This is a genomic window from Marinococcus halotolerans DSM 16375 (assembly GCF_000420725.1).
Classification (GTDB): Bacteria; Bacillota; Bacilli; order Bacillales; family Marinococcaceae; genus Marinococcus; species Marinococcus halotolerans.
On record NZ_ATVM01000004.1, the window covers coordinates 143,383 to 167,629 of the forward strand.

Annotated in this window: 27 protein-coding genes; 18 read left to right on the top strand and 9 right to left on the bottom strand. The window is 48.1% G+C overall.

Annotation, left to right across the window (positions count from 1 at the left end; translation table 11 throughout):
- Positions 1-38: 38 nt before the first annotated feature.
- Entirely contained in the window at positions 39-305 is a 267-nt protein-coding gene (locus G548_RS0104640) for a DUF4190 domain-containing protein (protein ID WP_022792979.1), read from the bottom strand.
- A gap of 200 nt (positions 306-505) precedes the next feature.
- Here G548_RS0104640 and G548_RS0104645 point away from each other — a divergent pair, with 200 nt between their 5' ends.
- Both G548_RS0104645 and G548_RS0104650 read left to right on the top strand, forming a co-directional pair.
- Complete coding sequence (locus tag G548_RS0104645) at positions 506-1,195, top strand: uracil-DNA glycosylase (RefSeq protein WP_022792980.1); 690 nt, start codon at positions 506-508, stop codon at positions 1,193-1,195.
- Positions 1,192-2,034 (top strand): aldo/keto reductase, encoded by an 843-nt coding sequence (locus G548_RS0104650; protein ID WP_022792981.1) that lies wholly within the window; start codon positions 1,192-1,194, stop codon positions 2,032-2,034. Before G548_RS0104645 ends, G548_RS0104650 begins: the two co-directional genes overlap by 4 nt.
- A gap of 48 nt (positions 2,035-2,082) precedes the next feature.
- Here G548_RS0104650 and G548_RS0104655 read toward each other — a convergent pair whose 3' ends face one another.
- The gene (locus tag G548_RS0104655) at positions 2,083-2,580 is read right to left on the bottom strand and encodes a glutathione peroxidase (RefSeq protein ID WP_027847205.1); all 498 of its coding nucleotides are present in this window, start codon (positions 2,578-2,580) and stop codon (positions 2,083-2,085) included.
- Between the two features lie 179 nt (positions 2,581-2,759).
- On the opposite strand from G548_RS0104655, the gene G548_RS17370 reads away from it, so the two are divergent.
- The 9 genes from G548_RS17370 to G548_RS0104700 all read left to right on the top strand — a co-directional run bounded on the left by G548_RS17370 (position 2,760) and on the right by G548_RS0104700 (position 10,280).
- Complete coding sequence (locus G548_RS17370; RefSeq protein ID WP_022792983.1) at positions 2,760-3,809, top strand: AbrB family transcriptional regulator; 1,050 nt, start codon at positions 2,760-2,762, stop codon at positions 3,807-3,809.
- Between the two features lie 337 nt (positions 3,810-4,146).
- A complete protein-coding gene (locus G548_RS0104665; RefSeq protein ID WP_022792984.1) occupies positions 4,147-5,427 on the top strand; it encodes an ammonium transporter in 1,281 nt (426 codons plus the stop codon).
- 3 nt (positions 5,428-5,430) lie between these two features.
- Complete coding sequence (locus G548_RS0104670) at positions 5,431-6,444, top strand: DUF294 nucleotidyltransferase-like domain-containing protein (protein WP_022792985.1); 1,014 nt, start codon at positions 5,431-5,433, stop codon at positions 6,442-6,444.
- Positions 6,445-7,152 (top strand): exonuclease domain-containing protein, encoded by a 708-nt coding sequence (locus G548_RS0104675; protein ID WP_022792986.1) that lies wholly within the window; start codon positions 6,445-6,447, stop codon positions 7,150-7,152.
- A 44-nt stretch (positions 7,153-7,196) separates the two neighbouring features.
- Positions 7,197-7,454 (top strand): MerR family transcriptional regulator, encoded by a 258-nt coding sequence (locus G548_RS17375; protein WP_022792987.1) that lies wholly within the window; start codon positions 7,197-7,199, stop codon positions 7,452-7,454.
- 117 nt (positions 7,455-7,571) lie between these two features.
- Positions 7,572-7,757 carry a hypothetical protein gene (locus G548_RS0104685; RefSeq protein ID WP_022792988.1) on the top strand — a complete coding sequence of 62 codons (186 nt, stop codon included), beginning with the start codon at positions 7,572-7,574 and terminating at the stop codon, positions 7,755-7,757.
- A gap of 178 nt (positions 7,758-7,935) precedes the next feature.
- Positions 7,936-9,405, top strand: a complete 1,470-nt coding sequence (locus G548_RS0104690) for a nicotinate phosphoribosyltransferase (RefSeq protein ID WP_022792989.1) — start codon at positions 7,936-7,938, stop codon at positions 9,403-9,405.
- 181 nt (positions 9,406-9,586) lie between these two features.
- On the top strand, positions 9,587-9,883 hold the full coding sequence (locus G548_RS0104695; protein ID WP_022792990.1) for a DUF5327 family protein: 297 nt from the start codon (positions 9,587-9,589) through the stop codon (positions 9,881-9,883).
- Between the two features lie 19 nt (positions 9,884-9,902).
- Entirely contained in the window at positions 9,903-10,280 is a 378-nt protein-coding gene (locus tag G548_RS0104700) for a DUF423 domain-containing protein (protein WP_022792991.1), read from the top strand.
- A 57-nt stretch (positions 10,281-10,337) separates the two neighbouring features.
- On the opposite strand, the gene G548_RS0104705 is transcribed toward G548_RS0104700, so the two are convergent.
- From G548_RS0104705 to G548_RS0104725, 5 genes are all read right to left on the bottom strand, one after another.
- A complete protein-coding gene (locus G548_RS0104705) occupies positions 10,338-11,165 on the bottom strand; it encodes a DUF368 domain-containing protein (RefSeq protein WP_022792992.1) in 828 nt (275 codons plus the stop codon).
- Between the two features lie 144 nt (positions 11,166-11,309).
- The gene (locus G548_RS0104710) at positions 11,310-11,624 is read right to left on the bottom strand and encodes a DUF3817 domain-containing protein (RefSeq protein ID WP_022792993.1); all 315 of its coding nucleotides are present in this window, start codon (positions 11,622-11,624) and stop codon (positions 11,310-11,312) included.
- Between the two features lie 99 nt (positions 11,625-11,723).
- Positions 11,724-12,281: a GNAT family N-acetyltransferase gene (locus G548_RS0104715; RefSeq protein WP_084687277.1), complete on the bottom strand. Its 558-nt coding sequence runs from the start codon at positions 12,279-12,281 to the stop codon at positions 11,724-11,726.
- Between the two features lie 12 nt (positions 12,282-12,293).
- Entirely contained in the window at positions 12,294-13,343 is a 1,050-nt protein-coding gene (locus G548_RS0104720) for an NAD(P)/FAD-dependent oxidoreductase (protein ID WP_022792995.1), read from the bottom strand.
- Between the two features lie 458 nt (positions 13,344-13,801).
- Positions 13,802-15,982: an ATP-dependent Clp protease ATP-binding subunit gene (locus tag G548_RS0104725; protein ID WP_027847208.1), complete on the bottom strand. Its 2,181-nt coding sequence runs from the start codon at positions 15,980-15,982 to the stop codon at positions 13,802-13,804.
- A 403-nt stretch (positions 15,983-16,385) separates the two neighbouring features.
- Between G548_RS0104725 and G548_RS0104730 the strand changes: the two genes are divergently transcribed.
- From G548_RS0104730 to G548_RS0104755, 6 genes are all read left to right on the top strand, one after another.
- Positions 16,386-16,652 (top strand): hypothetical protein, encoded by a 267-nt coding sequence (locus G548_RS0104730; RefSeq protein WP_022792997.1) that lies wholly within the window; start codon positions 16,386-16,388, stop codon positions 16,650-16,652.
- 149 nt (positions 16,653-16,801) lie between these two features.
- On the top strand, positions 16,802-18,157 hold the full coding sequence (locus G548_RS0104735) for an aspartate aminotransferase family protein (RefSeq protein ID WP_022792998.1): 1,356 nt from the start codon (positions 16,802-16,804) through the stop codon (positions 18,155-18,157).
- Positions 18,158-18,316: 159 nt separating this feature from the next.
- Complete coding sequence (locus G548_RS0104740; protein WP_022792999.1) at positions 18,317-19,117, top strand: helix-turn-helix domain-containing protein; 801 nt, start codon at positions 18,317-18,319, stop codon at positions 19,115-19,117.
- Positions 19,118-19,174: 57 nt separating this feature from the next.
- Positions 19,175-19,600, top strand: coding sequence for a VOC family protein (locus G548_RS0104745; RefSeq protein WP_022793000.1), 426 nt, complete (start codon positions 19,175-19,177; stop codon positions 19,598-19,600).
- Positions 19,601-19,622: 22 nt separating this feature from the next.
- Positions 19,623-20,030, top strand: a complete 408-nt coding sequence (locus tag G548_RS0104750; protein ID WP_022793001.1) for a VOC family protein — start codon at positions 19,623-19,625, stop codon at positions 20,028-20,030.
- Positions 20,031-20,085: 55 nt separating this feature from the next.
- Positions 20,086-20,985 carry a DUF5996 family protein gene (locus G548_RS0104755; RefSeq protein ID WP_022793002.1) on the top strand — a complete coding sequence of 300 codons (900 nt, stop codon included), beginning with the start codon at positions 20,086-20,088 and terminating at the stop codon, positions 20,983-20,985.
- Between the two features lie 38 nt (positions 20,986-21,023).
- Here G548_RS0104755 and G548_RS0104760 read toward each other — a convergent pair whose 3' ends face one another.
- Together G548_RS0104760 and G548_RS0104765 are read right to left on the bottom strand one after the other, a co-directional pair.
- On the bottom strand, positions 21,024-21,344 hold the full coding sequence (locus G548_RS0104760; protein ID WP_022793003.1) for a hypothetical protein: 321 nt from the start codon (positions 21,342-21,344) through the stop codon (positions 21,024-21,026).
- Positions 21,345-21,522: 178 nt separating this feature from the next.
- Positions 21,523-22,059 carry a macro domain-containing protein gene (locus G548_RS0104765; protein WP_022793004.1) on the bottom strand — a complete coding sequence of 179 codons (537 nt, stop codon included), beginning with the start codon at positions 22,057-22,059 and terminating at the stop codon, positions 21,523-21,525.
- Between the two features lie 137 nt (positions 22,060-22,196).
- Here G548_RS0104765 and G548_RS0104770 point away from each other — a divergent pair, with 137 nt between their 5' ends.
- Entirely contained in the window at positions 22,197-24,218 is a 2,022-nt protein-coding gene (locus G548_RS0104770; RefSeq protein ID WP_022793005.1) for a heavy metal translocating P-type ATPase, read from the top strand.
- Positions 24,219-24,247: the final 29 nt, after the last annotated feature.

A 24,247-nucleotide genomic window follows, 5' to 3' on the forward strand; every position in this document is an offset into this window, starting at 1 on the left:
CTTTAGGTCTAGAAAGACCTAAAGCGCCGATACTTCTCTCATAATACGAATACATTTAACGTAATAATAGCTCCTATTATCATTCCAATGAAGCTGAAAATCACTCCGGCTAAAGCTGCTTTTCTGCCGCGGTAGTGATAGTTTTTAATATCCTTTAATGCTTTAAGCCCGGTCCACAAACCAATAATACCGAAAATCAGGCTGAAAGGAAAAAGAATTACAAGAAAAATGAATGCATCAAACCCCAGGACCAGGGAAATGATGGCTTTAAGGCTTCTTGGCTGTGTCGCCGCTGTATCATTCATGGGCTGCCGCTCCTTCACTATGCCGAATCACGTTACCGTCTTTTTAATCGTAACGCGGCCGTGCCGCAAAAACAATGAATAGGCGTGGCATTATATTGACAATTCCCGGAGTGTTTACGTTTGATTTTTCTAAAAAAAGGATATTAAGGATTTAGAGCAAGTAGTAAAAGAAATCAGCAGTCGAAGGAGTCGACGCGGCTATGGAAATTCTACAGAACGACTGGGCTCCTGTACTCGATAAGGAATTCGATAAAGAGTATTATCAGGAGCTGCGGAAGTTTTTAAAAAAAGAGTATCAGGAGAAAACCGTCTATCCTGATATGCACGATATCTTTAACGCTCTGCATTATACAGGTTACGAGAATACAAAAGTGGTGATTCTCGGCCAGGATCCGTATCATGGTCCGAAACAGGCTCATGGATTAAGTTTTTCAGTAAATCCTGATGTTTCTATCCCGCCCTCGCTGAAAAATATTCACGCCGAGCTGGAAGAAGATCTGGGCTGTGAAAAACCTCGTCACGGTTCTTTGGTGGCCTGGGCAAAGCAGGGAGTGCTTCTTCTGAATACAGTACTTACGGTGCGAAAAGGAGAAGCCAATTCGCACAAAGGAAAAGGATGGGAAACCTTCACAAATGAAGTGATCCGGCAGACAAATGAAAAAGAGTATCCCGTGGTATTTATTTTGTGGGGACGCCATGCGCAGGCAAAAGAAGAGCTTATTACAAATGAACACCACTTAGTCATTAAATCACCACACCCGAGTCCATTTTCTGCCAATAAAGGATTCTTCGGGAGCCGCCCGTTTTCAAAAACAAATCAGTTTTTAAAAGAAGCAGGGCGTCCCGAAATTGACTGGTGTATTCCAACAGAGGAGGAAGATCGTACATGAGTATTCAAACATCTGTAACAACCTTAGCAAACGGAGTAAAAATGCCGTGGCTGGGCCTTGGCGTCTATCAGGCGGAAAAAGGCGAAGAAGTAAAAAATGCTGTTTTAACTGCTCTTCAGGCAGGCTACCGCTCGATTGACACCGCTTCTTTTTACGACAACGAAGAAAGCGTCGGAGAAGCGATTCAGGAAAGCGGAGTGCCGCGTGATGAATTATTTATTACCACAAAGCTCTGGAATAACGAACATGGCTTTGACGAAGCGCTGGAAGCCTTTGAGCGCTCCCGTAAAAAACTCGGCGTCGATGTAGTGGATCTTTATTTAATCCATTGGCCGGTTCCCGGAAAGTTTAAGGAAACATGGGGAGCGCTCGAGAAGCTTTATAAAGATGGCAAAGTGCGTGCAATAGGTGTCAGTAACTTTACCGACCAGCACCTCGAAGAGCTGCTGAAAACGGCAGAAATTACACCGATGGTCAACCAGGTGGAGTTTCATCCGCGCCTTTTCCAAAAAGCCCTGTTAGAATACTGCCAAAGCCATGATATTCAGCTTGAAGGCTGGAGACCGCTTGGCAAAGGGGACCTTCTTGAACATGATGCGGTGAAGGAAATTGCTGAGAAGCACGGCAAAACGCCGGCGCAGGTTTTGATACGGTGGGCGCTTCAAAATAAGGTTGTATCTATTCCTAAATCCGTTACAGCCGATCGGATCCGCTCCAATGCAGAAGTGTTCGATTTTGAACTCGATACGAAGGATATGGATACGATCAACGGCATGAATGAAAACGCCCGTTACGGTCTGCACCCGGACGAGTTCGATTACGCATCAACGACAAAATAACAACGTAAAGCAGCCGGCATAGCGAATATGCCGGCTGCTTTTTTATGTTTACCATCTTTGCGACTGCTGAAGGCCTGTTTCGATCATGCCCGTTATTTTCGGATCGGTTGGCTTTGTGCTGCTTTTGAAGCTGCCGAGAACTTCGCCGCGGCGGGAAACAAGAAATTTTTCAAAATTCCATTCGATCTCACGATCCGGGCTGGTCTGCTCCAGAAGCCAGTCAAACAGCGGGTGTTTTTCGTTTCCTTTGGCATGGACCTTATCAAAAATGTCGAAGCTGACCCCGTAGTTGGTCTCGCAGAATTCCGTGATATTTTGAATTGTGTCCGGTTCCTGGCCGCCAAAGTCGTTCGAAGGAAAGCCGAGCACCTGAAAACCACGGTTTTTGTAGCGTTGATACAGCTCCTCCAATTCTTCGTACTGCGGTGTGAATCCGCATTCTGAAGCGGTGTTGACAATCAGCAGCACATCTCCCTTGTACTCGTTCAGCGTTTTTTCTGTGCCATCGGCCTGGACGGCGTCGATGTTGTAAATGCCGGCAGTCATATGTTTGTTTCCTCCTTTTAGCAAATGATATTTTTCGTATAACCTTCGCAATTTCTATTTAAACACTTATGCCGTGAATAAAATGCAATTAATGCAGGAAATAACGGGAAGGTTTTTCAATTTCATCAAGATGCTATAATATTAACCGATATGGATGAATGAAGAAAGAAGGCATCATGATGAAGCGGACAAAACTTCTATTATTAGCAGCTGCCTTATTAACAGGCAGCTTGTTTTCCTACTTACAGCTGCCCGCAGGCTGGCTGCTCGGCGGGCTCGTGACGGGAATTGTCTGCGGTATGGCATACAAACGGCTCGTGTTTGATGGCTGGCCGTTTCGTACCGTTCTTGCCCTGATTGGCTGCAACATCGGTTTTATGATGGAGCCCGGCATCTTTGCTCTTCTGGGGCAGTATATTTTTCCGCTGATCCTTACGCTCAGCTTAACGATGGCGCTCGGTGCTGGTCTTGGCTGGCTGATGAACCGCTGGACAGATCTGGATCCGCTGACGGCTTATTTTTGCTGCGTGCCGGGAGGGGCTTCAGAGGTGATCGGCTTAAGCAGCGATTACGGAGCCGATAACCGCATGGTCGCCGCATTTCACACTACGCGAATAACGCTGTTTGTGTTAACAATACCAATTTTTATTGGTCTTACGACCCCGATGGACATTGGCTCGATAGGAAGCGCCGGACCGGTGGTGTCCGAAGTCTCCCCTCTAGTAATGGGAGTGTTCGGTATCTGCGTGGTCGTAACGGTTCTGCTTTATTATTTGTATAAAGTGCCAGCAGGGACGTTATTTTACGGGTTAATTATTGGGTTTATAGCGGGTCACTGGGTGGTGACAACAGACAGCGGGCTGCCGTCTGTCATCGGTGGCAGCGGTCAGGCTCTGCTCGGAGTGATGGTCGGTATTCGTTTTGACCGTCCGACATTTTACAAATTAAAAGAAATAGGACGCCCGAGCGCGGTGCTTCTTGGGTTTTACTTCATTTTCAGCCTGCTGCTCGCTCTGATGTTTCACGCTGCAACCGGTCTGCCGTATGTAACGAGTCTGCTTAGCACAGTACCAGCAGGGGCAGCAGAGATGAGCAGCACAGCGATTGCCTTAAATCTGGAGCCGACTCTTGTGTCGAGTCTTCATATCATAAGGGTTCTCGTTTTATTTATCTGTCTGCCATTTTTTGTACGCCTGCTGCAGAAGCTGATTCAAAAACAGGCCGCGTAGCAGAACCGAATAGAAATAAACAACTGGGACGATAACTAATTTTATCGTCTTTTTTTTTTGTTTTTGCGGGAGAAAGTACTGGCATATAATAGGCTTTTTTAAGGTAACGCTTTCAAAAGCAAAAGAAACAAAAATATTTCGTAAAAAAGTAAACCTTTTGAACCCCTTATATATCACTGGTATTTCGAATTTTTAAATAACAAAGCCGATATTTCTGTGTAAGATTATCTTACACAATACTAGATTCTGAAAATTTAAACGGTAAAATACTATTTAACGCAAGATGTTAACTAAGTTCACATGAATCTTGCACGATAATAACAGAGGGGGAAAAAATGTGGATCCGATAGTATTGCTTGATAACCTTTGGGTTATGATTGGATTTATTTTAGTTATTCTTATGCAGGGTGGATTTATTCTATTGGAAGCAGGTTCGACTCGGATGAAAAACGCGGGGCACATTGCAGGAAAAACAATCTTCACACTGGGAATTTCCTCACTCGTCTTCTGGGCTGTCGGATACGGCTTTATCTACGGCAACGATGTCGGAGGCATTATTGGAACGTCGAACTTCTTTTACGGAGATGCAAGCACTGCAGACGGTTTGACACCTGCCGTTGACTTTATCTTCCAGCTGGCGTTTGCAGCGATTGCCCTTACGATTGCTTTTGGCGGCTTCGCTGAACGTGCAAAGCTTGCTGCTTACGTAGTATTCGCTATTTTATTCTCGGCCATTGTATACCCGTTAGTAGCACACTGGATCTGGGGCGGCGGCTGGATTTCCGGTCTTGGCAAACAGGACTTTGCCGGTTCTACAGTAGTCCACCTGACTGGTGCGATGGGTGCTCTTGCGGCAACGATTTTACTTAAGCCGCGTATTGGGAAATACAATAAAGACGGCTCGGTCAACAATCTTCCCGGCCACAACCAGGTGTTTACTGCTTTAGGTGTACTTTTCCTTTGGGTCGGCTGGTTTGGCTTTAATGGTGCCAGTACCTTCGGTGTAGCAGACGGCTTCTTTGGCTACGTGGCAATGAACACGCAGCTTGCAGCTGCAGCGGGTGCTTTTGCAGCACTTCTGATTGCCTGGGCGGTGCTTGGGAAAGCAGATGTACCAAGCATGCTTAACGGAGCACTTGCAGGGCTTGTAGCAATTACCGCTTCCTGCGCATTTGTAGCTCCATGGGCTTCCGTAGTTATCGGCGCCATTGGCGGTATGATCTGCTTCTTCAGCGTTCGTTTCTTTGAAAAACGCAACATCGACGATCCGATTTTTGCCCTTTCAGTGCACGGTATGGCCGGTGCCTGGGGAACGATTTCGACTGGCTTCTTTGCCACACCACAGCTTGCTGAAATGAACGGCGGCCGCGCCGGGTTGTTCTACGGCGGCGGGTTAACCCAGCTTGGTGTACAAATTATCAGTGTCGTAGCGTGCGGGCTGTTTGCCTTTATTGCTTCCTACATTCTGCTCTTAATTACGAAATCGATTATCGGCGGACTTCGCGTATCGGAGGAAGAAGAAATCATGGGTCTTGATATGAGTGAGCACGGTGCATACGGCTATCCGGAAAACGTGCAGCCTACCACAGACAATCCTTCAGAAAGAACAGGAGCATAAAATATGTCGAATTCTTCATTCTCACAAACACAGGGATTTTCAGCAGAACCTTCCTTTAAGAGCTATGAAGAAATAAAAAAAGACAAAGAAGAGAAGATGGACGATTTGGCGGGAGAGCCAGTAAAGCTTAATGAAGCCCACGACAAGTGGATTTCAGAAACGGTTACTCTTGCTGTTCATCATCATCAGAGTGAGCGGGGAGACCTTCCTGCTCACTTTGCTTTTTTTCTTATGGGAAGCGCCGGAAGACAGGAACAGGCGAAGTTCAGTGACCAGGATCACGGTATTGTTTTTGAAGGGACAGACGACGAACATCAGGATTATTTTCTCGGTCTGGGTGCGGAAATACGTGAAGGGATGGCCATCGTTGGTTACCCGCGCTGTGAAGGGCTGGTTATGGCTTCGCATAAACGCTGGTGCCACGGGGTGGAAGGGTGGAAAAAGCAGGTGGACAGATGGATTGAAGCCGATGAATGGGGACCGTTCCGCCATCTGCTCACCTTTATCGATGCCAGGACACTTGTGGGTGAAGATGAACTTCTTGAGGACGTAAAGGAGCATGTTTTCGAGCAGGCCGGCCGGAGAGAGGTGCTAAAACGGTTATCAGAAAATACCGCCTATCTGCACAAAGGGCTCAATGCTTTCGGGCAGCTTCTCCCGGAAGAAAAAGGACAGTACGCAGGTTCGATGCACATTAAAGATGTCGGGTTTTTTCCATACGTTCATGCCCTGCGCCTGCTGGCCATTTATGAAGGCATTCATGCTTCTTCTACGATAGAACGTATCCGGCAGGTGTCGGAAAAACATTCCTATGTGAAGGGCAAGGATGTGCATTTTAAAAATCTGCTGGAGCTGCGGGCTTCATTTTCCAGGAAACAAAATGTCTATGAAGACGTTCACTACGTGCCGGTGCAAGAGCTTTCGAAAACCCAGAAGTCCGAGCTGAAGTCTGCATTAAAAGAAGGAAAGCACTTGTTTCAGCATACAAAAAAAATCATGGAGTCGGGTGATTTTTAAATGTTCCAATGGATGCGCAGTATTTCAAGTCGGTTTGGCGGTCTGGACTCCGCGAATCCCCAGCATCAGTCTTTTATGCGTCAGCTGCAAAAAGACGTAAAAGCAGAACAGCCTCTGCAGAAATCGCTGTCTTCGCTGAACGTCACCGTCCTTGATCTGGAAACCTCGGGCTTTAACGCGGATGCCGGAGACAGGATATTGTCGATGGGGGCTATTAAAATTAAACACAACCGGCTGGTTCGTGACGATGCCTTTTATACGCTTGTACATGAACCGGAGGCGGTGTCTCCGGAGGTGAGCGAAGTCACCGGCTTAACAGCGGAAGAACTGGAAGCAGACGGTCAGTCGATCAGCGAAGCTCTCGAGCAGTTCTATCAGTTTGCCCAGGCAGACATACTCGTAGCCCATCACGCCTCACATGAACGAAAGTTTCTGCAAAAGTATACGTACCGGACGATGGGGACAAACCTTCAGCATCGCCTGCTTGATACTTCGTTTGTGTTCAGCATTGCTGCGCCGGACTTTGAATTTCGTTCGCTCGATGACTGCTGCAACTATTATGATATTCCGATAAAAGGCAGGCACAATGCCCTCGGGGATGCCATTATGGCTGCCGAGCTCTGGACACGCTCCATCCAGACGGTACAGGAGCTTGGCTATGAAACGCTTCAGGACGTATATGCACATCTCAGTCACCGCCGGAGGTAAGTTCCTGCGACAGGCTGAAAAAATTTATAAAGGAGGAGGGCGCGGTGAAAGGTAATATTCCTCGTAATGCTGCTTGTTTTCCCATTAGCGTGGTACAAGAAATCACATCATTGTCAGCTCGCCAAATCCGTTACTACGAAGAACAGGGGTTGATCAATCCAGAGCGGAATCAGGGGAACCAGCGCCTGTTTTCGATGAATGATATTGATCGGTGTCAGGAAATCAAAGAGCTTATCGACCAGGGGTTAAATATTGCCGGCATTAAAGCTGTGCTCTCCGTCCGGGATAAGAATTCAAGTTGAGGAATTGTGTTTGGGATACGGTTTAATAAAAAAGTCCCTTTTTTAAAAAATTCTTTATGTTTGTTTGAATAAAGAAGTGAACGGGAACACTTTCGATACAACGGAGGTGTTTTATTCATGTCATTTATTATTGTAGAAGATATTCAAGTGCCGGCGAAAAAATTCGACGAGCTTGAGAACGCCCGTGAAGACGCATCGGAAAAGGAAGTCATTGTCCGCAATAACGATGGCCAGTACTGGGTGGTTGACGAAGAAGACTATGCGAAGATCGAAGCCTACGGCTATGAACTTGTAGAGAAGTAAACACACGTATAAGAGTCCGCGCCTGATTTTAGGGCGGGCTCTTTTTTAAATGTAGATGAACCCGGGATAAGATCGGAGCGGAAACGAGTTTCAAAGGAAAGAAGAAGTGAAAAAGTACAGGTAGCGCAAAAACGGCTCAAGGAAGTATAATTATCAGGATGTTTAAGGGGGGATTGGAATGACACGCTATGAAGATGACAGCTTATCGCTGCATACCGATTTGTATCAGGTGAATATGGTGGAAACGTATTGGCGCAGCGGTATGCATACCCGGAAAGCGGTATTTGATCTGTATTTTCGGGAGCTCCCGTTTGGCAATGGGTTTGGCGTATTTGCCGGGCTGGAACGGGTCGTACATTTTTTGGAAAATTTCCGGATGACAGAAGAGGATCTTACTTATCTGCGGGAAGAAGCAGGCTACGGGGAAGATTTTCTTTCCTATTTAGCGGATCTCCGGTTTACCGGCAGCGTTTATGCGATGAAAGAGGGCGAGCTTGTTTTTGGTAACGAGCCGATGATTAAAGTAGAGGCCCCGCTTGGAGAAGCCCAGCTGATTGAAACCGCACTGTTAAACATGGTGAACTACCAGACATTGATTGCTACTAAAGCAGCCCGCATTAAGCAGGTGACGGGCGGGAACGGGCGTGCTATGGATTTCGGACTGCGCCGGGCCCAGGAGCTTGACGCCGGGCTGTGGGGAAGCAGAGCGGCCTTTGTCGGCGGTTTTGAAGTAACGAGTAATGTCAGGGCCGGAAAAGTGTTCGGACTTCCTACAGCGGGCACACATGCGCATTCCATGGTACAGGCATGTGAAACGGAATATGAAGCCTTTAAAATGTATGCCGAGCACCACACAAACTGTGTATTTTTAGTGGATACGTATGACACCCTGCGCTCCGGAGTGCCTAATGCTATCAAGGTCGCAAAAGAGATGGGGGAAAATATTCGTTTTAAAGGCGTGCGCCTTGATAGCGGAGACCTGGCCTACCTGTCCAAAGAAGCAAGAAGAATGCTCGATGAGGCCGGCTTTACCGACACCCGGATTATCGCCTCCGGAGACCTGGATGAATATACAATTACCAATTTAAAATCCCAGGGAGCAGAAATTGATACGTGGGGCATCGGTACAAAGCTTATCACCGGGTATGACCAGCCTGCCCTCGGAGCGGTATACAAGCTTGTGGCGATTGAAAACAATAATGGCGGCATGCGCGACACGATGAAAATCGGAGCAAAAAAATCCGGCAATCTGGAGAAAATGACTACCCCGGGTGTGAAAAACGTCTACCGGATTATAAATACTGAAAACGAACGCTCGGAAGGGGATTACATTACGCTTTCTGGTGAAGAGCCAAACAAGCAGGAGGAGCTGCATATGTTCCACCCTGTTCACACGTACATCAGCAAAAAAGTCCAGAACTTCAAAGCGGTGAATCTTCATGAAACAATATTTCAAGACGGAAAGCTTGTATACAGTCTGCCATCCGTAGCAGATATCCAGGCTTATATGCAATCGAACCTGCCGCTCTTATGGGAGGAATATAAACGCTCGTTAAATCCCGAAGAATATCCAGTCGATTTAAGCCCGAAATGTTGGGAAAATAAAGTACAGAAGATGCATGAAATTCAAAATGAGTTCAGTCAATAAAAGAAGCTTCCTGCCGTACCGGACTTTCCGGTGCGGCAGTTTTTTTGTGCTGCGCTTCAGCAAATTGCGAAAGTCTCGTGACAATAAAGGAAAACGTAGGGCATCGGGCTGTACATATGATATAATTTGACGGGATTCCACGTGTGAATGCTTTGAAGCAGAGAAAGGGAGGGCAGAGCTTATGCACATATCTGTTCAGACCGTGATTGAAAAAATGGAAGAAGAATTGCTCCAGCTCGCAGAGCAGGGAGAAAAGGGAGACGAACGGGCGCTGCAGGAGCATGCAAGAACGCTTCGAAACTATTGTGATATTCTGCTTTCCTCAAAGGCCGGGGAAGCGAAGAGAGCGGCTGCAGAATCTCCGCAGCCAAAACCGTCAGCTTCTCCAGAAACGCCTGCGGCACCGAAGCCGCGACGGACAGCGGATGAGGAGGAAAAAGAAATCCCGTCCACCGAAGGTAATTTACTGGATTTTTAATTAAGAAGGAGACTTGGGCATGCTGTGGAAAGTACTCGTTGTATTAGGGGCAGTAAACGCTGCTCTGGCAGTAGGAATTGGGGCGTTTGGCGCCCATGGTCTGGAGGGCCGGCTGTCGAACCGGATGATTGAAACGTATAATACCGGAGCGCAGTATCATATGTATCACTCCCTGGGACTGATCGCTATCGGCGCTGTAGCAGCTTATACCGGCGGGGGATCAGCGCTGTTGGGATGGTCCGGGGGGCTTTTATTTGCGGGCATCATTTTATTTTCCGGGAGCCTGTATGTGCTGTCGCTTTCCGGTATCTCCTGGCTGGGAGCCGTAACTCCTTTAGGCGGAGTGGCTTTTATTGCCGGCTGGATTTGTTTAATTATTTATGTGCTGAAAGCCTGACAAAGGGCCGGCTGCGGAATTCTACCGCAGCCGGCCCTTCTCTTTTGTTTATAGGAATTACACTGCTCTTGTACGATCAATCCGGCCGAGGAAAAGTGCCAGCATGAGGCCGGCAGCAAACATCACCAGACTGATAATAAAAGCAATCACGCCGTCATTTAAGCCGGGGAATATAACGTAAAGCGACCCAAGAAGCAGGCCGGTAATCACTGCGTACGTTCCGACAGTATGAGCACGCAGCAGGTAACGCAGCAGCTTGCTCATAATAGCGATCCCTACGAGCACCCCGATGCCGAAGGTGAACAGCACGGGCAGATTAAATTCTGTTAAAGCGTTGATAACGGTCTGATAAACGCCAATGATCACGAGCACAAACGAACCGCTGATGCCGGGAAGAATCATCGCAGTACTCGCAAGCCATCCTGAAAAAAATAAGGTGGCAAAGCTTCCTGCGCTGCCGGTGGCAATTACGGCTGCTTCCTCGTCCCCCTGGAACAGACCCGAGAGGAGGACAATCACAGCGGCGATAAGTAAAATGACGTAATGGTGCTTTTTAAAGTTGGTTTTGTAATTCACTTTGTATAAAATAAAAGGAATTGTACCAAGAATTAATCCAAAAAAGAAAAAAAACGTCGGCTGCGGGTGTTCGGCAAGCAGCCACTCAAGCAGATGGGCAAGTGACAGGACAGCTGTGCCCATCCCTACACCAAGAGGGATTAAAAAGCCAAGCTGCTGCTTCCACTGGCGTGAAAAGAGCAGGCTGATAGCAGACAGCAGCCTGTAGTAAATACCAAGGATTAATGCCAGAGTACCACCGCTTACGCCCGGGATAACGTCACTTGCTCCCATGGCCATACCTCGTAAAATATTTTTCCATTCAATCATGTACATCGAGACTCCTCGTCCATCAGAAATTGGTTTATGTAAAAACTGCAAATTTTTCACAGCATCAATTCTTTATATCACGTTTTGAAAGAAATTACTATAAGCGGACGACAGCCCACAAAAAAACCGAACGAAAGGTTCGGTTTAAAAAACGGCGCCGGGCTCAAGCTCTTCATTTTCTTCACGCCGCAGGCTGCGTTCAAACACAAACGGGCCAAACGGAATGACGGATACAATCACGGCAATAAGCATACGCAGAAACGGCCAGCGTTTCTGTACCCAGACAAATAAAGCAATAGCTACATACAGGATGAACAATCCGCCGTGAGCAGCGCCTACGACGGTGACAGCCATGTCAAAGCCCGCCCCGTATTTTAACGGCATAGCAATAAAGAGCAGAAGCAAAAATGAGATGCCTTCAATGATTCCGGCCCATCTAAGCGATTGGAGAGAATTCATGCACGGCCTTCCTTTCTAATGTCAAAATCACGATAAGAATATATCGTTAACATAGCATAGGGAAAGGTCCGGTACAATGGACGAATTGTGACAGTTGGTTTAGGAACGGGCCGCAGCATACAAGCTGAAGGAACGGTTCCATCGTTTTACAGGACGCTGGTAAGACATCCCGATATTTTCAGCCACTTTGATAGAAGGGGTGTTCTCAGGGTCGATAATTGATATAAGTGTGGGAATAGAAAGTGAATAAAACGCGAAATCCCGGACCATAGCAGCGGATTCAGACGCATAGCCGCATCCCCAGTTTTCCGGTGTAAGCAGATACCCAAGTTCAATAGAAACGCTGCCTTCTATTTTTTCGGGGACAAGTCCACACTGGCCGATAAAGCGTTGGGTTTGCCGGTCTTCCACAATCCACATTCCGACCCCGTACGATAGATAGTGACTTTTATTCCAGTGAATCCATTCGTCGATCTCTTTTTCGGACTTTAATGCGGCGTAATAGCGCATAACGTCTTTATCCTGGAAAATGTTTTGCAGCAGCCGATGGTCTTTATGCTGCATTGAACGAAATGAAAGACGTTCTGTGGAGCGGGGGAGTCGCAACGCTTTCACCTCTTTGATTAATTGATGTTCGTCAGTTTTTCCATGAAGCATTCACACGGCTGTTTACAGCTGTTTGGAAAGAAGATTCTTTTGAATTTCCTGATTTTTTTCTGCGAACCGCTCGTTGTGGGAAGATACCATAGCTTTTGCCCCGGCTCCGGGCTCAAGAAACTGCTTGACGCTGTTCGCAGCTGAAGCGCCTTCTACAAACGCACCGGCAATCAAATGGACTTTCCCCTGGTGGTTGGTAATATCACCAGCAGCAAATAACCCTTCTATATTTGTCCGCATCTGCTCGTTTACGAGGATTTTATTTTCTTCTGTCTGCAGCTGCAGGTTTTCAAGAAGCTCGAACTCCATCTGGAAACCGTGGTTCACGATGACAGCGTCCACTTCTTTCTCTATGCTTTCGTTAGTCTCAAGGTTTGTGCAGAGCACCCTTTCGATAGCAGTGCCTTCGTCGTTGCCGTGAAGTTCCGAAAGAGCAAAAGGCGTCTGTACATTTACCTCGGAGTCCTTCATTTCCTGAACGTGCCGCTCATGACCGCCGAACTCATCGCGCCGGTGCACGACGGTGACCTCGCTTGCGATCGGGCAGAGAGCGTTAGCCCAATCGACAGCAGAGTTGCCGCCTCCGGAAATGATGACCTTCTGGTCCCGGAAACGCTCAAGCTGCTGAACGGTATAGTGCAGATTCGAAAGCTCAAATTTTTCTGCGCCTTCGATGTCGAGCTTTTGGGCATGAAGAATGCCGTGGCCGACAGCAATAATAACCGCACGGGAATAATAGATACCGCCTGTTTCTGCCTCAAGACGGAAAAGTCCGGCCTCATCCTTTCCCACGTGAATAATTTTTTCATTTGTAGTAATTGCCGGGTGGAACGTTTCTGCCTGTGCCACCAGCTGATCCATCAGCTGTTTTCCGGAGGAAGGAGGCAGGCCGCCGACATCCCAGACAATTTTTTCAGGGTAGGCGTGAATTTTTCCGCCCAGATCAGGCTGTGCTTCGATTATATGGGTGTCGAGCGCCCGCATTCCGCAGTAAAAAGCAGTGTATAAACCAGCAGGGCCGCCGCCGATAATGGTAACATCATGTATGTGAAAGTCAGACAAGGTGTCCAGCTCCTTTAGTGATAATCGTTATCAATTACATTGTACGCTCTTTTTGTACAAAAGTAAAAGGAAGATGGTAAATAGCTTCACAAACAAAAAATGTTCCACGTGGAACATTTAGGGCTTCGGCGGAGAGAGCTTATAATAGGTGCCCGCTGCTGTACTTAATAAAACGAGTAAGAAAATTAAATAAGTCAGGAAGTTCCATTCTCCGGTTCGAATTCCCGCTGCAACAAAAAGAACCGTGAGTATTATAAATAATGCCCATAAAAAACAAATCATATTTTTTCTCATTCAACCATCCTTTCTGGCAAAGCAGCTCTACAGAAAAAAGGTTTTTTACTTGGTACGTGTTTTAGGAAAGGAATAACATAAAATAAGTAAGCGGTTCATATTAGATGTTCTTAAGTATAAGAAAGCCCTGCAGCAGCTGCCGCAGGGCTTTCCTTTTATTAGAGTTATTCTTTGGCGGAGGCGGATGTTTGTGCATTGGCTACTTGGATATCATTGTCGTTCACCGTGATATTAATGCTTTGCACGTCTTCTTCTTCAAGCATGAGATCAGCAATGCCGTCTTCTACTTTTTCTTCGATTACCCGGCGAAGAGGGCGGGCACCGAACGAAGGATCATAGCCCTGATCGGCCAGCATGCGTTTTGCATCTTCAGACACGGTAACATTCAGTCCCTGCTCACTGGCTGCTTCTAAGATGTCTTTGAGCATGAGATCTACGATGGTAACAAGGTCTTCGCGAGCCAGTTCTTTGAAGCTTACAATGCTGTCGAAACGGTTCAGGAATTCCGGACGGAAATAATCGCTGAGGGATTCCATGATTTTTGGTTCTACCTGGTCTTTGTCTCCAAAGCCTACTGTAACACGCTTCATTTGCGAGCCGGCGTTTGAAGTCATAATAATGACTGTATCCTTAAAGCTGACCGTACGTCCCTGACTGTCAGTCAGACGGCCGTCTTCCATGATCTGCAGGAACATATGCTGCACATCAGGGTGCGCTTTTTCAATTTCATCCAGAAGAATGATGCTGTACGGCTTCCGGCGCACTTTTTCTGTCAGCTGTCCTGCTTCATCGTGTCCGACATATCCTGGTGGCGAACCTATAAGCTTGGACACAGAGTGTTTTTCCATATATTCACTCATGTCGAGGCGGATCATTGCTTCAGGATCGCCAAACATTTCAGAAGCGAGTGTTTTGGAAAGCTCCGTTTTCCCGACGCCGGTTGGACCGACAAATAGGAAGGATCCAATTGGACGGCTGCCGCGGCGAAGGCCGGCACGATTTCTGCGAATCGAGCGCGCGACTTTACTTACTGCTTCTTCCTGTCCGATCACATTGGCATTCAGACGTTCAGGCAGATCGCGCATTTTCTTTTGTTCATCGCGCTGGAGGCGGCGAACCGGAATGCTGGTTTTATTTTCCACGATCATCTGGATCGTTTCTACATCAACGGTTGGCGTTTCCTTTTGAATATTGCCGTTTTGTTCGGCTTCTTTAACCTGCTCCTGCAGCTTGGCCTCTTCATCACGAAGCTTAGCTGCGCGTTCGTAATCCTCCTGCTGAGTAGCACGCTCTTTTTCCGCAGCAATCTGTTCGAGGCGGCTTTGCAGGGATTCGCTGTCATCATCGCTGTGGGCGAGATTTATTTTGGAGCCTGCTTCATCCATTAAATCAATTGCTTTGTCCGGCAGGAACCGGTCCTGTACGTAGCGGTTGGATAAATTAACGCAGGCTTCAAGGGCTTCATCAGTAAAAGCCACATGATGGAATTTTTCATAGTTTGCCTGCAGCCCTTTTAGGATCGCTACGCTGTCTTCGAGATTTGGTTCGTTAACCATAACCGGCTGAAAACGGCGTTCGAGTGCTGCGTCTTTTTCAATTTTACGGTATTCCGCAAGCGTAGTTGCACCGATCAATTGAATTTCTCCGCGGGCCAGTGCCGGTTTCATAATATTGCCGGCGTCTGAAGAACCTTCTGCCGAACCTGCGCCAACGATTTGGTGAACCTCATCAATAAAGACGATGACATCCTGGCGTTCCTGCAGCTCTTTTAGCAGCTGTTTCATGCGTTCTTCAAACTGTCCGCGCACCCCGGTATTTGCTACGAGGGAAGTGACGTCGAGCAGATAGATGCTCTTGTTTTTCAGTTTGTTCGGTACATCGCCTTCTGAAATGCGGAGGGCCAGGCCTTCGGCAATGGCTGTCTTACCGACACCCGGTTCACCGATAAGAACCGGATTGTTTTTATTGCGGCGGTTCAATGTTTCAATGACTCGTTCGACTTCTTTATCGCGGCCGATGACTGGATCGATGAGTCCGGCGCGTGCAACGTCAGACAGGTTTTTACCTAAATCGTCAAGAAGACCGCCACCCTGGCCACCGCCAGACTGAGCCTGTTCCTGACTCTGGCCGGAGCCTTGTTCTGCTCCGCCGCCCATCATATTGTTGAAGAATTGGTCAAATGGGGACTGGGAACCGCCGAAGCCGCCCTGTCCGGATGGCTGATTCATGCTTTGGCGGATTTCTCTATAGCACCGTTCACAAAGGTGCATTTTTTGATGACTTCCATTAACATTCATGTTCAGTTCAATGCGTGCTGGACGCTGTTCGCAATGTTCACATCTCATCATACTGAACCGAACCTCCTTATTTTAAAGTAGTATTATTGACGTGTGCATTGTTCAATTTTCATCTTCGTAAGATCAGAATTATTTTGTTGACTTTGACTATCTTTGACCTTGTAACAGTATTATATACTCGCTTTACGTATAATGCAAGAAATAAATCTGATTTTCTTTGACCAATTGATTTACACCACCATAGTAGGAAATGGAGAAGAGAAATTCAAGAAATATGCTTGAACAATAACTGTGAAAAACGGTAGAGAATGTATTAACGTTATTGCGAAAGTCTAAACATTTCTGACCAATAAAAATATCGAATGGGAGAAAAGGTGAAAGCAGTGAAAGATTTTCAGGGAAAAAGGGAAAGGAAAAAGAAACAGAGCTGTTTTAGAAAGGACGGAGCCAAATGAAAAATAAGGAAAAGAACTCAGCCGCTAAAACATACAGGCTGTCAGAACCCCGTCATTTGTTTGGTGAAAGCCATCCGGTGCCCAGAAATACGTTTCCTGTTCAAAACGGATCTTCAGTAGAAGTGAAACGAAAAATTGAAAACGAGAATCCGGTGGAAGCAGTGACCGTGGCCGGAGAGCTAAAGGTAAAACTCTTCCGGTGGACATTGCTCCGCGTGGATATCCCTTCGCTGACAGTCCATCTGCACCGGCCGAAAAAATGAGCAGATCTATGTATCGAAAAACATAAAAACCAGGCACTCTGACTATAAACTCTTTCCCGCTGAGTCTTTTCTTTTCAGGGCGGACGTGAGAAGATCACGGTAGACAGCATTTTGTATGCGCTGACATTTTAGTGGAAAGGGTGACTGTAATGGCCTGGGAACCGGAAGAGATGAAGAAAAGAGATGAGGAGAGCATTTGGCATGCCATGAGACCTTACAGCCCGGGAGGAGGCATGGTTATAGAGAAAGCGGACGGTTCGTGGGTAACAGACGTGGACGGCAGGGAGTACCTTGATGGCATGGCCGGTCTCTGGTGTGTGAATGTCGGATACGGGCGAAAAGAAATTGCCGACGCTGCCTATGAACAGATGCTGAAGCTTCCATTCTATCCTTTAACGCAAAGCCATACTCCGGCCGTTCAATTAACAGCAAAGCTTGATGAATGGCTCGGCGACGGCTATATGTACTTTTTTTCCAACAGTGGATCGGAAGCTAATGAAACGGCCTTGAAGCTGGTGCGTCAATATTTTCAGCAAATTGGTGAAGGCAGCCGTTATAAAACCATTTCCCGCTACCGCACCTACCACGGGAGCACACTCGCCACAATGGCAGCAGGTGGCCAGACGCAGCGAAAATACCGGTACGAGCCGCTGCCGCCGGGATTTGTGCATGTAACACCGCCGGACCCGTACCGGAAGCCGGAAGGCCAGAGCGATGAGGAGTACAGCCTGGCTTGTGCAGATGAAATTGAACAGGCCATTTTATGGGAGGCAGAAGAATCTATAGCGGCTGTTATTATGGAGCCAATTATTACCGGGGGCGGAGTGCTTATTCCCGAAGCTTCCTATATGAAACGGGTCCGGGACATCTGTGACCGCTACGGCGTTCTTTTAATCAGCGATGAAGTTATTTGTGGTTTTGGACGGACCGGAAAGCGCTTTGGATTTATGCATGCAGACGTGAAGCCGGATATTGTAACAATGGCGAAGGGGATAACGAGCGGATATATGCCGTTGTCTGTAACCGCCGTTCGAAAGGATATGTACCAGGCGTTTACCGGCAGTGAAGCCTATGACCATTTCCGCCACGTAAATACCTTCGGGGGCCATCCAGCGGCCTGCGCAGCCGCTGTGAAAAACCTGGAAGTAATGGAGCGGGAAAAGCTGGTGGAACGCTCGGAGAAAAAAGGCAGGGAGCTCCTGGAGGCGTTAAAGGAACTGGAAGGGCTCCCCCACGTAGGTCAGGTACGGGGCCGCGGGCTTCTGGCCGGCATTGAATTTGTCGAAGACAAAACGACTAAAAAGGCGGCGCCGGAAAAATTCGTGAAGCAAATTCTTGCAAGCTGCAAAAAGGACGGAGTCATTGTCGGCAAAACGTCTGATATTGCCAGGCACCATAATAATATTTTAACCCTCTCCCCGCCGCTGAACATCGAAGATAAAGATTTCCAACTGCTCATTACAACCCTGAAAAAGCATGTAAAAGCCGCGGTATACCCGGCATAAAATACAGACTTGCCCCTGCCTTTAGGCGGGGGCACTTTTGCAGCCGGATTTCAATTTTTACCCCTTTATGAAAGCGCTTTCTGTTATAATTAATATCAGGAATCTTTTGGTTCAACTGGAATGTATTTAATAACGGGCCGAAGGGCAGGAGGTAAGGTAATGGAACAATCATATTCACCGGTTGTTCATGACGCTATTACGTATATGCAGGAACATCTTCACGAACCGCTGGATCTTGCCGGGCTGGCCGCGCAGGCTGCTTACAGTCCGTATCACTTCTCACGTCTGTTTAAAAAGAATGTCGGGGTGCCGCCGCTGTATTACCTGTCTGCTCTACGGCTTCAGAGGGCAAAGGAGCTGCTGCTCGAAACAGCTCTTCCTGTACGGGACATTGGGATGGAGATCGGCCAGCAGAGCGTGGGGACATTCACAACAAGCTTTATGTCGAGGGTAGGAATGACGCCGGGAGTTTTTCGTGCCTCAGCTGTCTCCACAGAGGAATCTTTATCCTTGTTAAGACAGGCTCGTCACTGGACAGAGCCGGTTTTTCCTTCGACGGGGACGTGTGTCAAAGGCCGTATCTATAGTGAAATGCCTTTTGAAGGGTTTGTGTTGATCGGCCTTTTCCCACGGCCGATGCCGGAGGGCGTGCCGCTGTACGGCACGCTGTGCGATGCGTCGGAAGAATACTGTATCTCCGGGGTGAAGCCGGGTGTGTATTATGTGATGGCGACATCGGTCGCCTGGAAAATGAAGGCGACCGATATTCTTCTCCCTCATCACACGCTTCGCACACGGTCAAAAGAGCCGTTTCATGTGGATGAAGCCTTTGTGGAAGAAAAGAGAAACGTTCATTTGTATCCGCCGCGCCTCGATGACCCTCCCATCCTCGTTTCACTGTCGCTGTTGATGAATAATTTTCTAAAGCGCCAGGCCGGGACCGCAATCGAAAAGAAATAGGGTGGAGATCCCCGTGCTATAGTGAAGGTAATTATGAAATAGAGGAGGGCGTGTACGATGATTACCGGAATGAATCCGTACCTCACTTTTAACGGAAAAGCACGGGAGGCGGCCGCTTTTTACGAAAAAGCCCTGGAGGCAAGAGTTATCGAAAGCCAGACCTATGCAGAGGTTGAAGGCATGGAAATACCACCTGGAGCTGAAGAGCTTATTATGCATGCTTATTTAAAAATCGGCGAGATGGAGCTGATGCTCTCAGATGCCTTCCCTGACAGCCCCGATCTGGAAGCGCCGGGAAGTCTGGTGTCGATCGCACTCAGCATGAGTGACGCTTCCTCGGCGGCAAAAACATTTCACGCTCTTGAAGCCGGCGGGGAAGTAATCATGCCTATGGCAGAAACGTTTTTCAGCCCGGCTTACGGGCAGTTGAAGGACCAGTTTGGTGTGCTGTGGCACGTGGTCGCTTACGAAGAAGGACAATGACAAAGAAGAAGGTGGAAATGCAATGGCTATGCAGACAAAGCAAATATTTGTAAATATTCCGGTTAAAAACCTTGAGGATTCGATGGACTTTTTTCAAACGATCGGCTTTTCATTTGATCAGCGCTTCACGGATGAAAATGCCGGTTGCATGATACTGGGAAGCGGTATGTACGTCATGCTGCTCCAGGAAGCATTTTTTCAAACCTTTACCAACAAAAATATCGCGGATACCAGCAGGGAGGCAGAAGCGATTCTGGCCATTTCTGCAGACAGCAAAGAAGAAGTCAATGAGATTGTCCAAAAGGCGCTGGATGCAGGAGGCAGTCCATCTAATGAGCCGATGGACGGAGGCTTTATGTACGGGTGGAGCTTTCAGGATATTGACGGTCATCTCTGGGAAGTAATGTATATGGAGGAAAACGCAGTGTAGCAGGGAGGCCTCATTAACAACAACAGCTTCCTCCGGAAGAAAGGAGCAGTATTCAATGGAAATCATGCCTTTTCAGGAATGGAAGGAAACAAAACTGACCCTTCAGCTTCTCTCCCAGATTCTCGGGAAGATACGGCTTGAAACAGCTCCGCAGGAGCCGCAGTGGGAGCATGTGATGCTTGAAGTTACGCGCAATGGCTTCTCTACAGGCGTGCTGGTTAAGGAGCGTAAAGCATTTGAGCTCGAAATAGACATTAGAAGCAGCCGGCTTTTGGTAGCAGTAGAAGATACTGTGGAAACCAAAAGGCTTGAAGACGGCACCTCCATTCAAACGTATTACGAATGGATTTTCAGCTGTCTTCACCAGGCAGGAGTTCACGTGCGCATCCATCCCAAACCCCAGGAAATGCCGGTGACGACATGGTTTTCGGAAGACCAGGTGCATAAACGGTACGATGCAGAGGCAGCCGTGAAGGGGCTCAAAATGATGCAGGCAGCGTATCAGGAGGAATTGGCTTTTATCGGACCGCTGCGCTGCCGCAAAATCAAACCGGGTTTATTCTGGGGTACCTTCGACGTCTCGACACTCATTGTGGAAAATATTCCGGAGCCTTTTCCAGAAGACAAAACGATTGAAAAAGCTGCTTTTGACGAACAGTTTATCGAATTTGGATTTTGGCCCGGTGATGACGATACAGCGATGCCTGCTTTTTTCGTTCTGCCATACCCTTTTCAGCAAAAGGATTTAAACAGTTCAGCGCTTGAGCCTGAAGACGCTTATTATGATCAAAACGCAAGCGAATACTTTCTGCCTCTTACAGATAAATTTGATGAAAAGGCCATACAGCGGTTTTTCCATACAACATTTGCTTTACTGCATGAAGAACTCGGATGGAAGGACCGGGAATACTTTTACCGTCCGCTTTTAATGAAAAAGCCTCCAACCATTCAATAAAGAAACCCCGTGCGGCTTCTGCTGCACGGGGTTGACGTTTATACGGCGAGAACGCGTCCGTCTTCATACACATGGTACGTTTGGAGCAGCCCGTCGTCGCCCTGTTCAATAAGGGAAAGGTCGAGTGCCTGCACCTGGTAGTAAGCCTGGCCGCTTTCGCTGATCGAAGGGTATTGATCGATTTTTAATTCCGCATCTGTGCCTTCCTGATCGCGTACTGTCTGGAGTGCTTCATAAGGGGTGAATTCCTGCTTCTGTTCCTGCTGAACAGTCGTTGAAGTTTCAGCAGCCTGTGCCGGGACAGCCGATCCTGCTACAAATAAAGCTGCGACACCGATGATGGAAAAGAATTTTTTCATAGATGATCTCCTTTCAGTTGAAGGTATGGTTCTACAATTCCCTCCATGAAATGAACCTTAACCAGCAGTGGCAAATTCAAATCAAAAGTTGGATCTCTGCCTGTGCAGTTGAATAGTCGTGAGTCATAAGCCCGACAGAAGAGGCATCTACCACTGCCGTTCTTGGGTCCTGGCCGGGTTAAGAGGAAAGAGCCTCCTGAATATATTTTTCGTAAGAAGCAGCATCTTTATCGCTAAACAGTACAAACCGGACATGCTGAACAGAAGCAGCCCGCGAAAGCTGATCCAAAAGGGCAGGCATAAAGTCTTCAAGCGCCTGTTCAAGTGGGTAGCCAAAGGCTCCGGTGGACAGGGCAGGAAACCCGATACTTGGAATATCTTTGTCTTCGGCCAGCTGCAGGGCGTTAAGATAGCAGGCACGAAGAAGTTCGTCAGAAGGCTTGTCGACCCCGTAAACGGGCCCGAGGCAGTGAATAATATAATCGTTTGGCATTTGAAATCCCTTTGTAATCACAGCATCTCCGGGAGAAATAGGGGCCAGCGGTCTGCAGGCTTCTTCGAGCTCCGGGCCGGCAGCCCGGTGAATGGCACCGGCAACCCCTCCACCGGTTAAAAGCTGGGCGTTGGCGGCATTGATCACAGCTTCGAGGTCGTCCTGCTTTGTAATATCACCTTTGACAGATTCGATGGTGATACCCTGGTATTCTGTCTGCATAAACGATTTCGCCTCCCATACATTATTTGTAGAGCCTTTTCCCTTATCCCTGCTCTTTTATGCGGAGAGTCTTTTGTTTATTAATTTTTATACAGGGGTAGGGTATTTGAAGGAATAATTTTAAAGGAGGCGGGTTAATGGCACACGAACACGGAGCTCATGGACAAGAGCAGCATGAAGAGCACGAAGGCCACGGCGGGGGACATGATCATCATGAACACCACAGCGCTATGATTGCTGACTTTAAACGAAGGTTTTTCGTATCCCTTATTTTAACCGTTCCTATTTTGCTTTTGACCCCAGTGATCCAGGGCTTTCTTGGCCTTGAATGGGCTTTTCCCTCTGATCAGTGGGTGCTTTTCGGGCTCGCAACAGTCGTATTCTTTTACGGCGGCTGGCCGTTTTTAACCGGAGCAGTAGACGAATTGAAGCAAAAAAGTCCGGGAATGATGACGCTGATCGGGCTTGCTGTCGTCGTAGCGTACGGATACAGCACTATGGTGGTGTTTGGCTGGGAAGGCACTCAGTTTTTCTGGGAGCTCGCTACGTTGATCGACATCATGCTCCTCGGACACTGGATCGAAATGCGCTCGATTATGGGGGCCTCAAACGCTCTGCAGGAGCTGATTAAGCTCATGCCTCATGAAGCCCGCCGGGTGAAAGCAGACGGAGATACAGAAGAGGTAAGCGTGGACGCACTTCAGCAGGGGGACCATGTTCTTATTAAACCGGGAGAAAAAGTGCCGGTGGACGGGACGATTATTAAAGGAAAATCTTCGGTAGATGAATCCATGCTGACCGGAGAGTCGCTCCCGGTGGAAAAGAACGAGCAGGACGAGGCCATTGGAGGAGCAGTCAACCAGGACGGAAGCTTAACCATTGAAGTAACAAAAACCGGTGATCAGACGTATCTTTCGCAGGTTGTTACGCTTGTACAGGAAGCCCAGGAATCCAAGTCGCGGGCTCAGGACCTGGCAAACCGGGCAGCTAAATGGCTGTTTTATGCTGCACTCGGCTCGGGCATCGTGACGTTTATTATCTGGCGGCTGGTAAGCGGTTCGACAGACAGTGCAGTAGAACGGGCGGTTACTGTAATGGTGATCAGCTGTCCCCACGCTCTCGGTCTCGCAGCGCCGCTCGTCGTGTCTGTTTCTACGGCTTTATCCGCAAAACAGGGACTGCTGATTCGTAACCGGCCGCCGTTTGAAAGTGCCCGGAAGCTCGATGCGGTCATTTTTGACAAAACAGGGACTTTGACCCAGGGAAGCTTTGGCGTAACCGACGTTGTTCCAGGTGGCAGTTATTCTGAAGAGCAGGTGCTTGAATTTGCCGGCTCCGTGGAGCAGGAATCGGAGCATCCGCTCGCAGAAGGAATTGTTAATGAAGCTAAGGCTCGCAAAATCAGGCTGTATGAGGTAGAAGACTTTCAAACGATGACCGGCCAGGGGCTCGAAGGATCTGTGAACGGATCTTCGGTGAAAATTGTCAGTCCCGGCTATATGAAAGACCATCAGCTGACGTATGATGAGAAAACCTTCGGGGAGAAAGCAGAAGAAGGAAAAACGGTCGTGTTTGTGCTGGTTGATGGAGAGCTAATCGGAATGGTGGCGCTCGCTGATATGGTAAGAGAATCCGCCAAAGAAGCTGTGGAGCGCTTAAACGAGCAGGGAATCAAACCGATAATGCTCACGGGGGACAATCAGCGCGTGGCAGACTGGGTAGCTGCCCAGCTTGGCATTGAAGAAGTTTACGCGGAAGTGCTGCCGGATCATAAAGCAGAGCAGGTAAAGAAAGTACAGCAATCCGGCAGAAAGGTTGCGATGACCGGCGACGGTATCAATGATGCCCCGGCGCTTGCGACAGCGGATGTTGGTATTGCGATTGGCAGCGGCACGGATGTTGCAATGGAAACCGCCGATATTGTCCTTGTACAGAGCAACCCGCTCGATGTGCTTTCTGTTATTGAGCTGTCCGGGAAAACGTACCGGAAAATGGTTCAGAATCTCTGGTGGGCTGCCGGCTATAACATTGCTGCTATACCGCTTGCAGCCGGTGTGCTGGCACCGGTCGGCATTCTGCTGAGTCCGGCTGTTGGAGCGCTGTTGATGAGTATCAGTACGGTAGTAGTAGCTGTCAACGCGCAGCTGCTGCGAACGTAGAAAAAATCCGGGAGGCAGAAAGCCTTCCG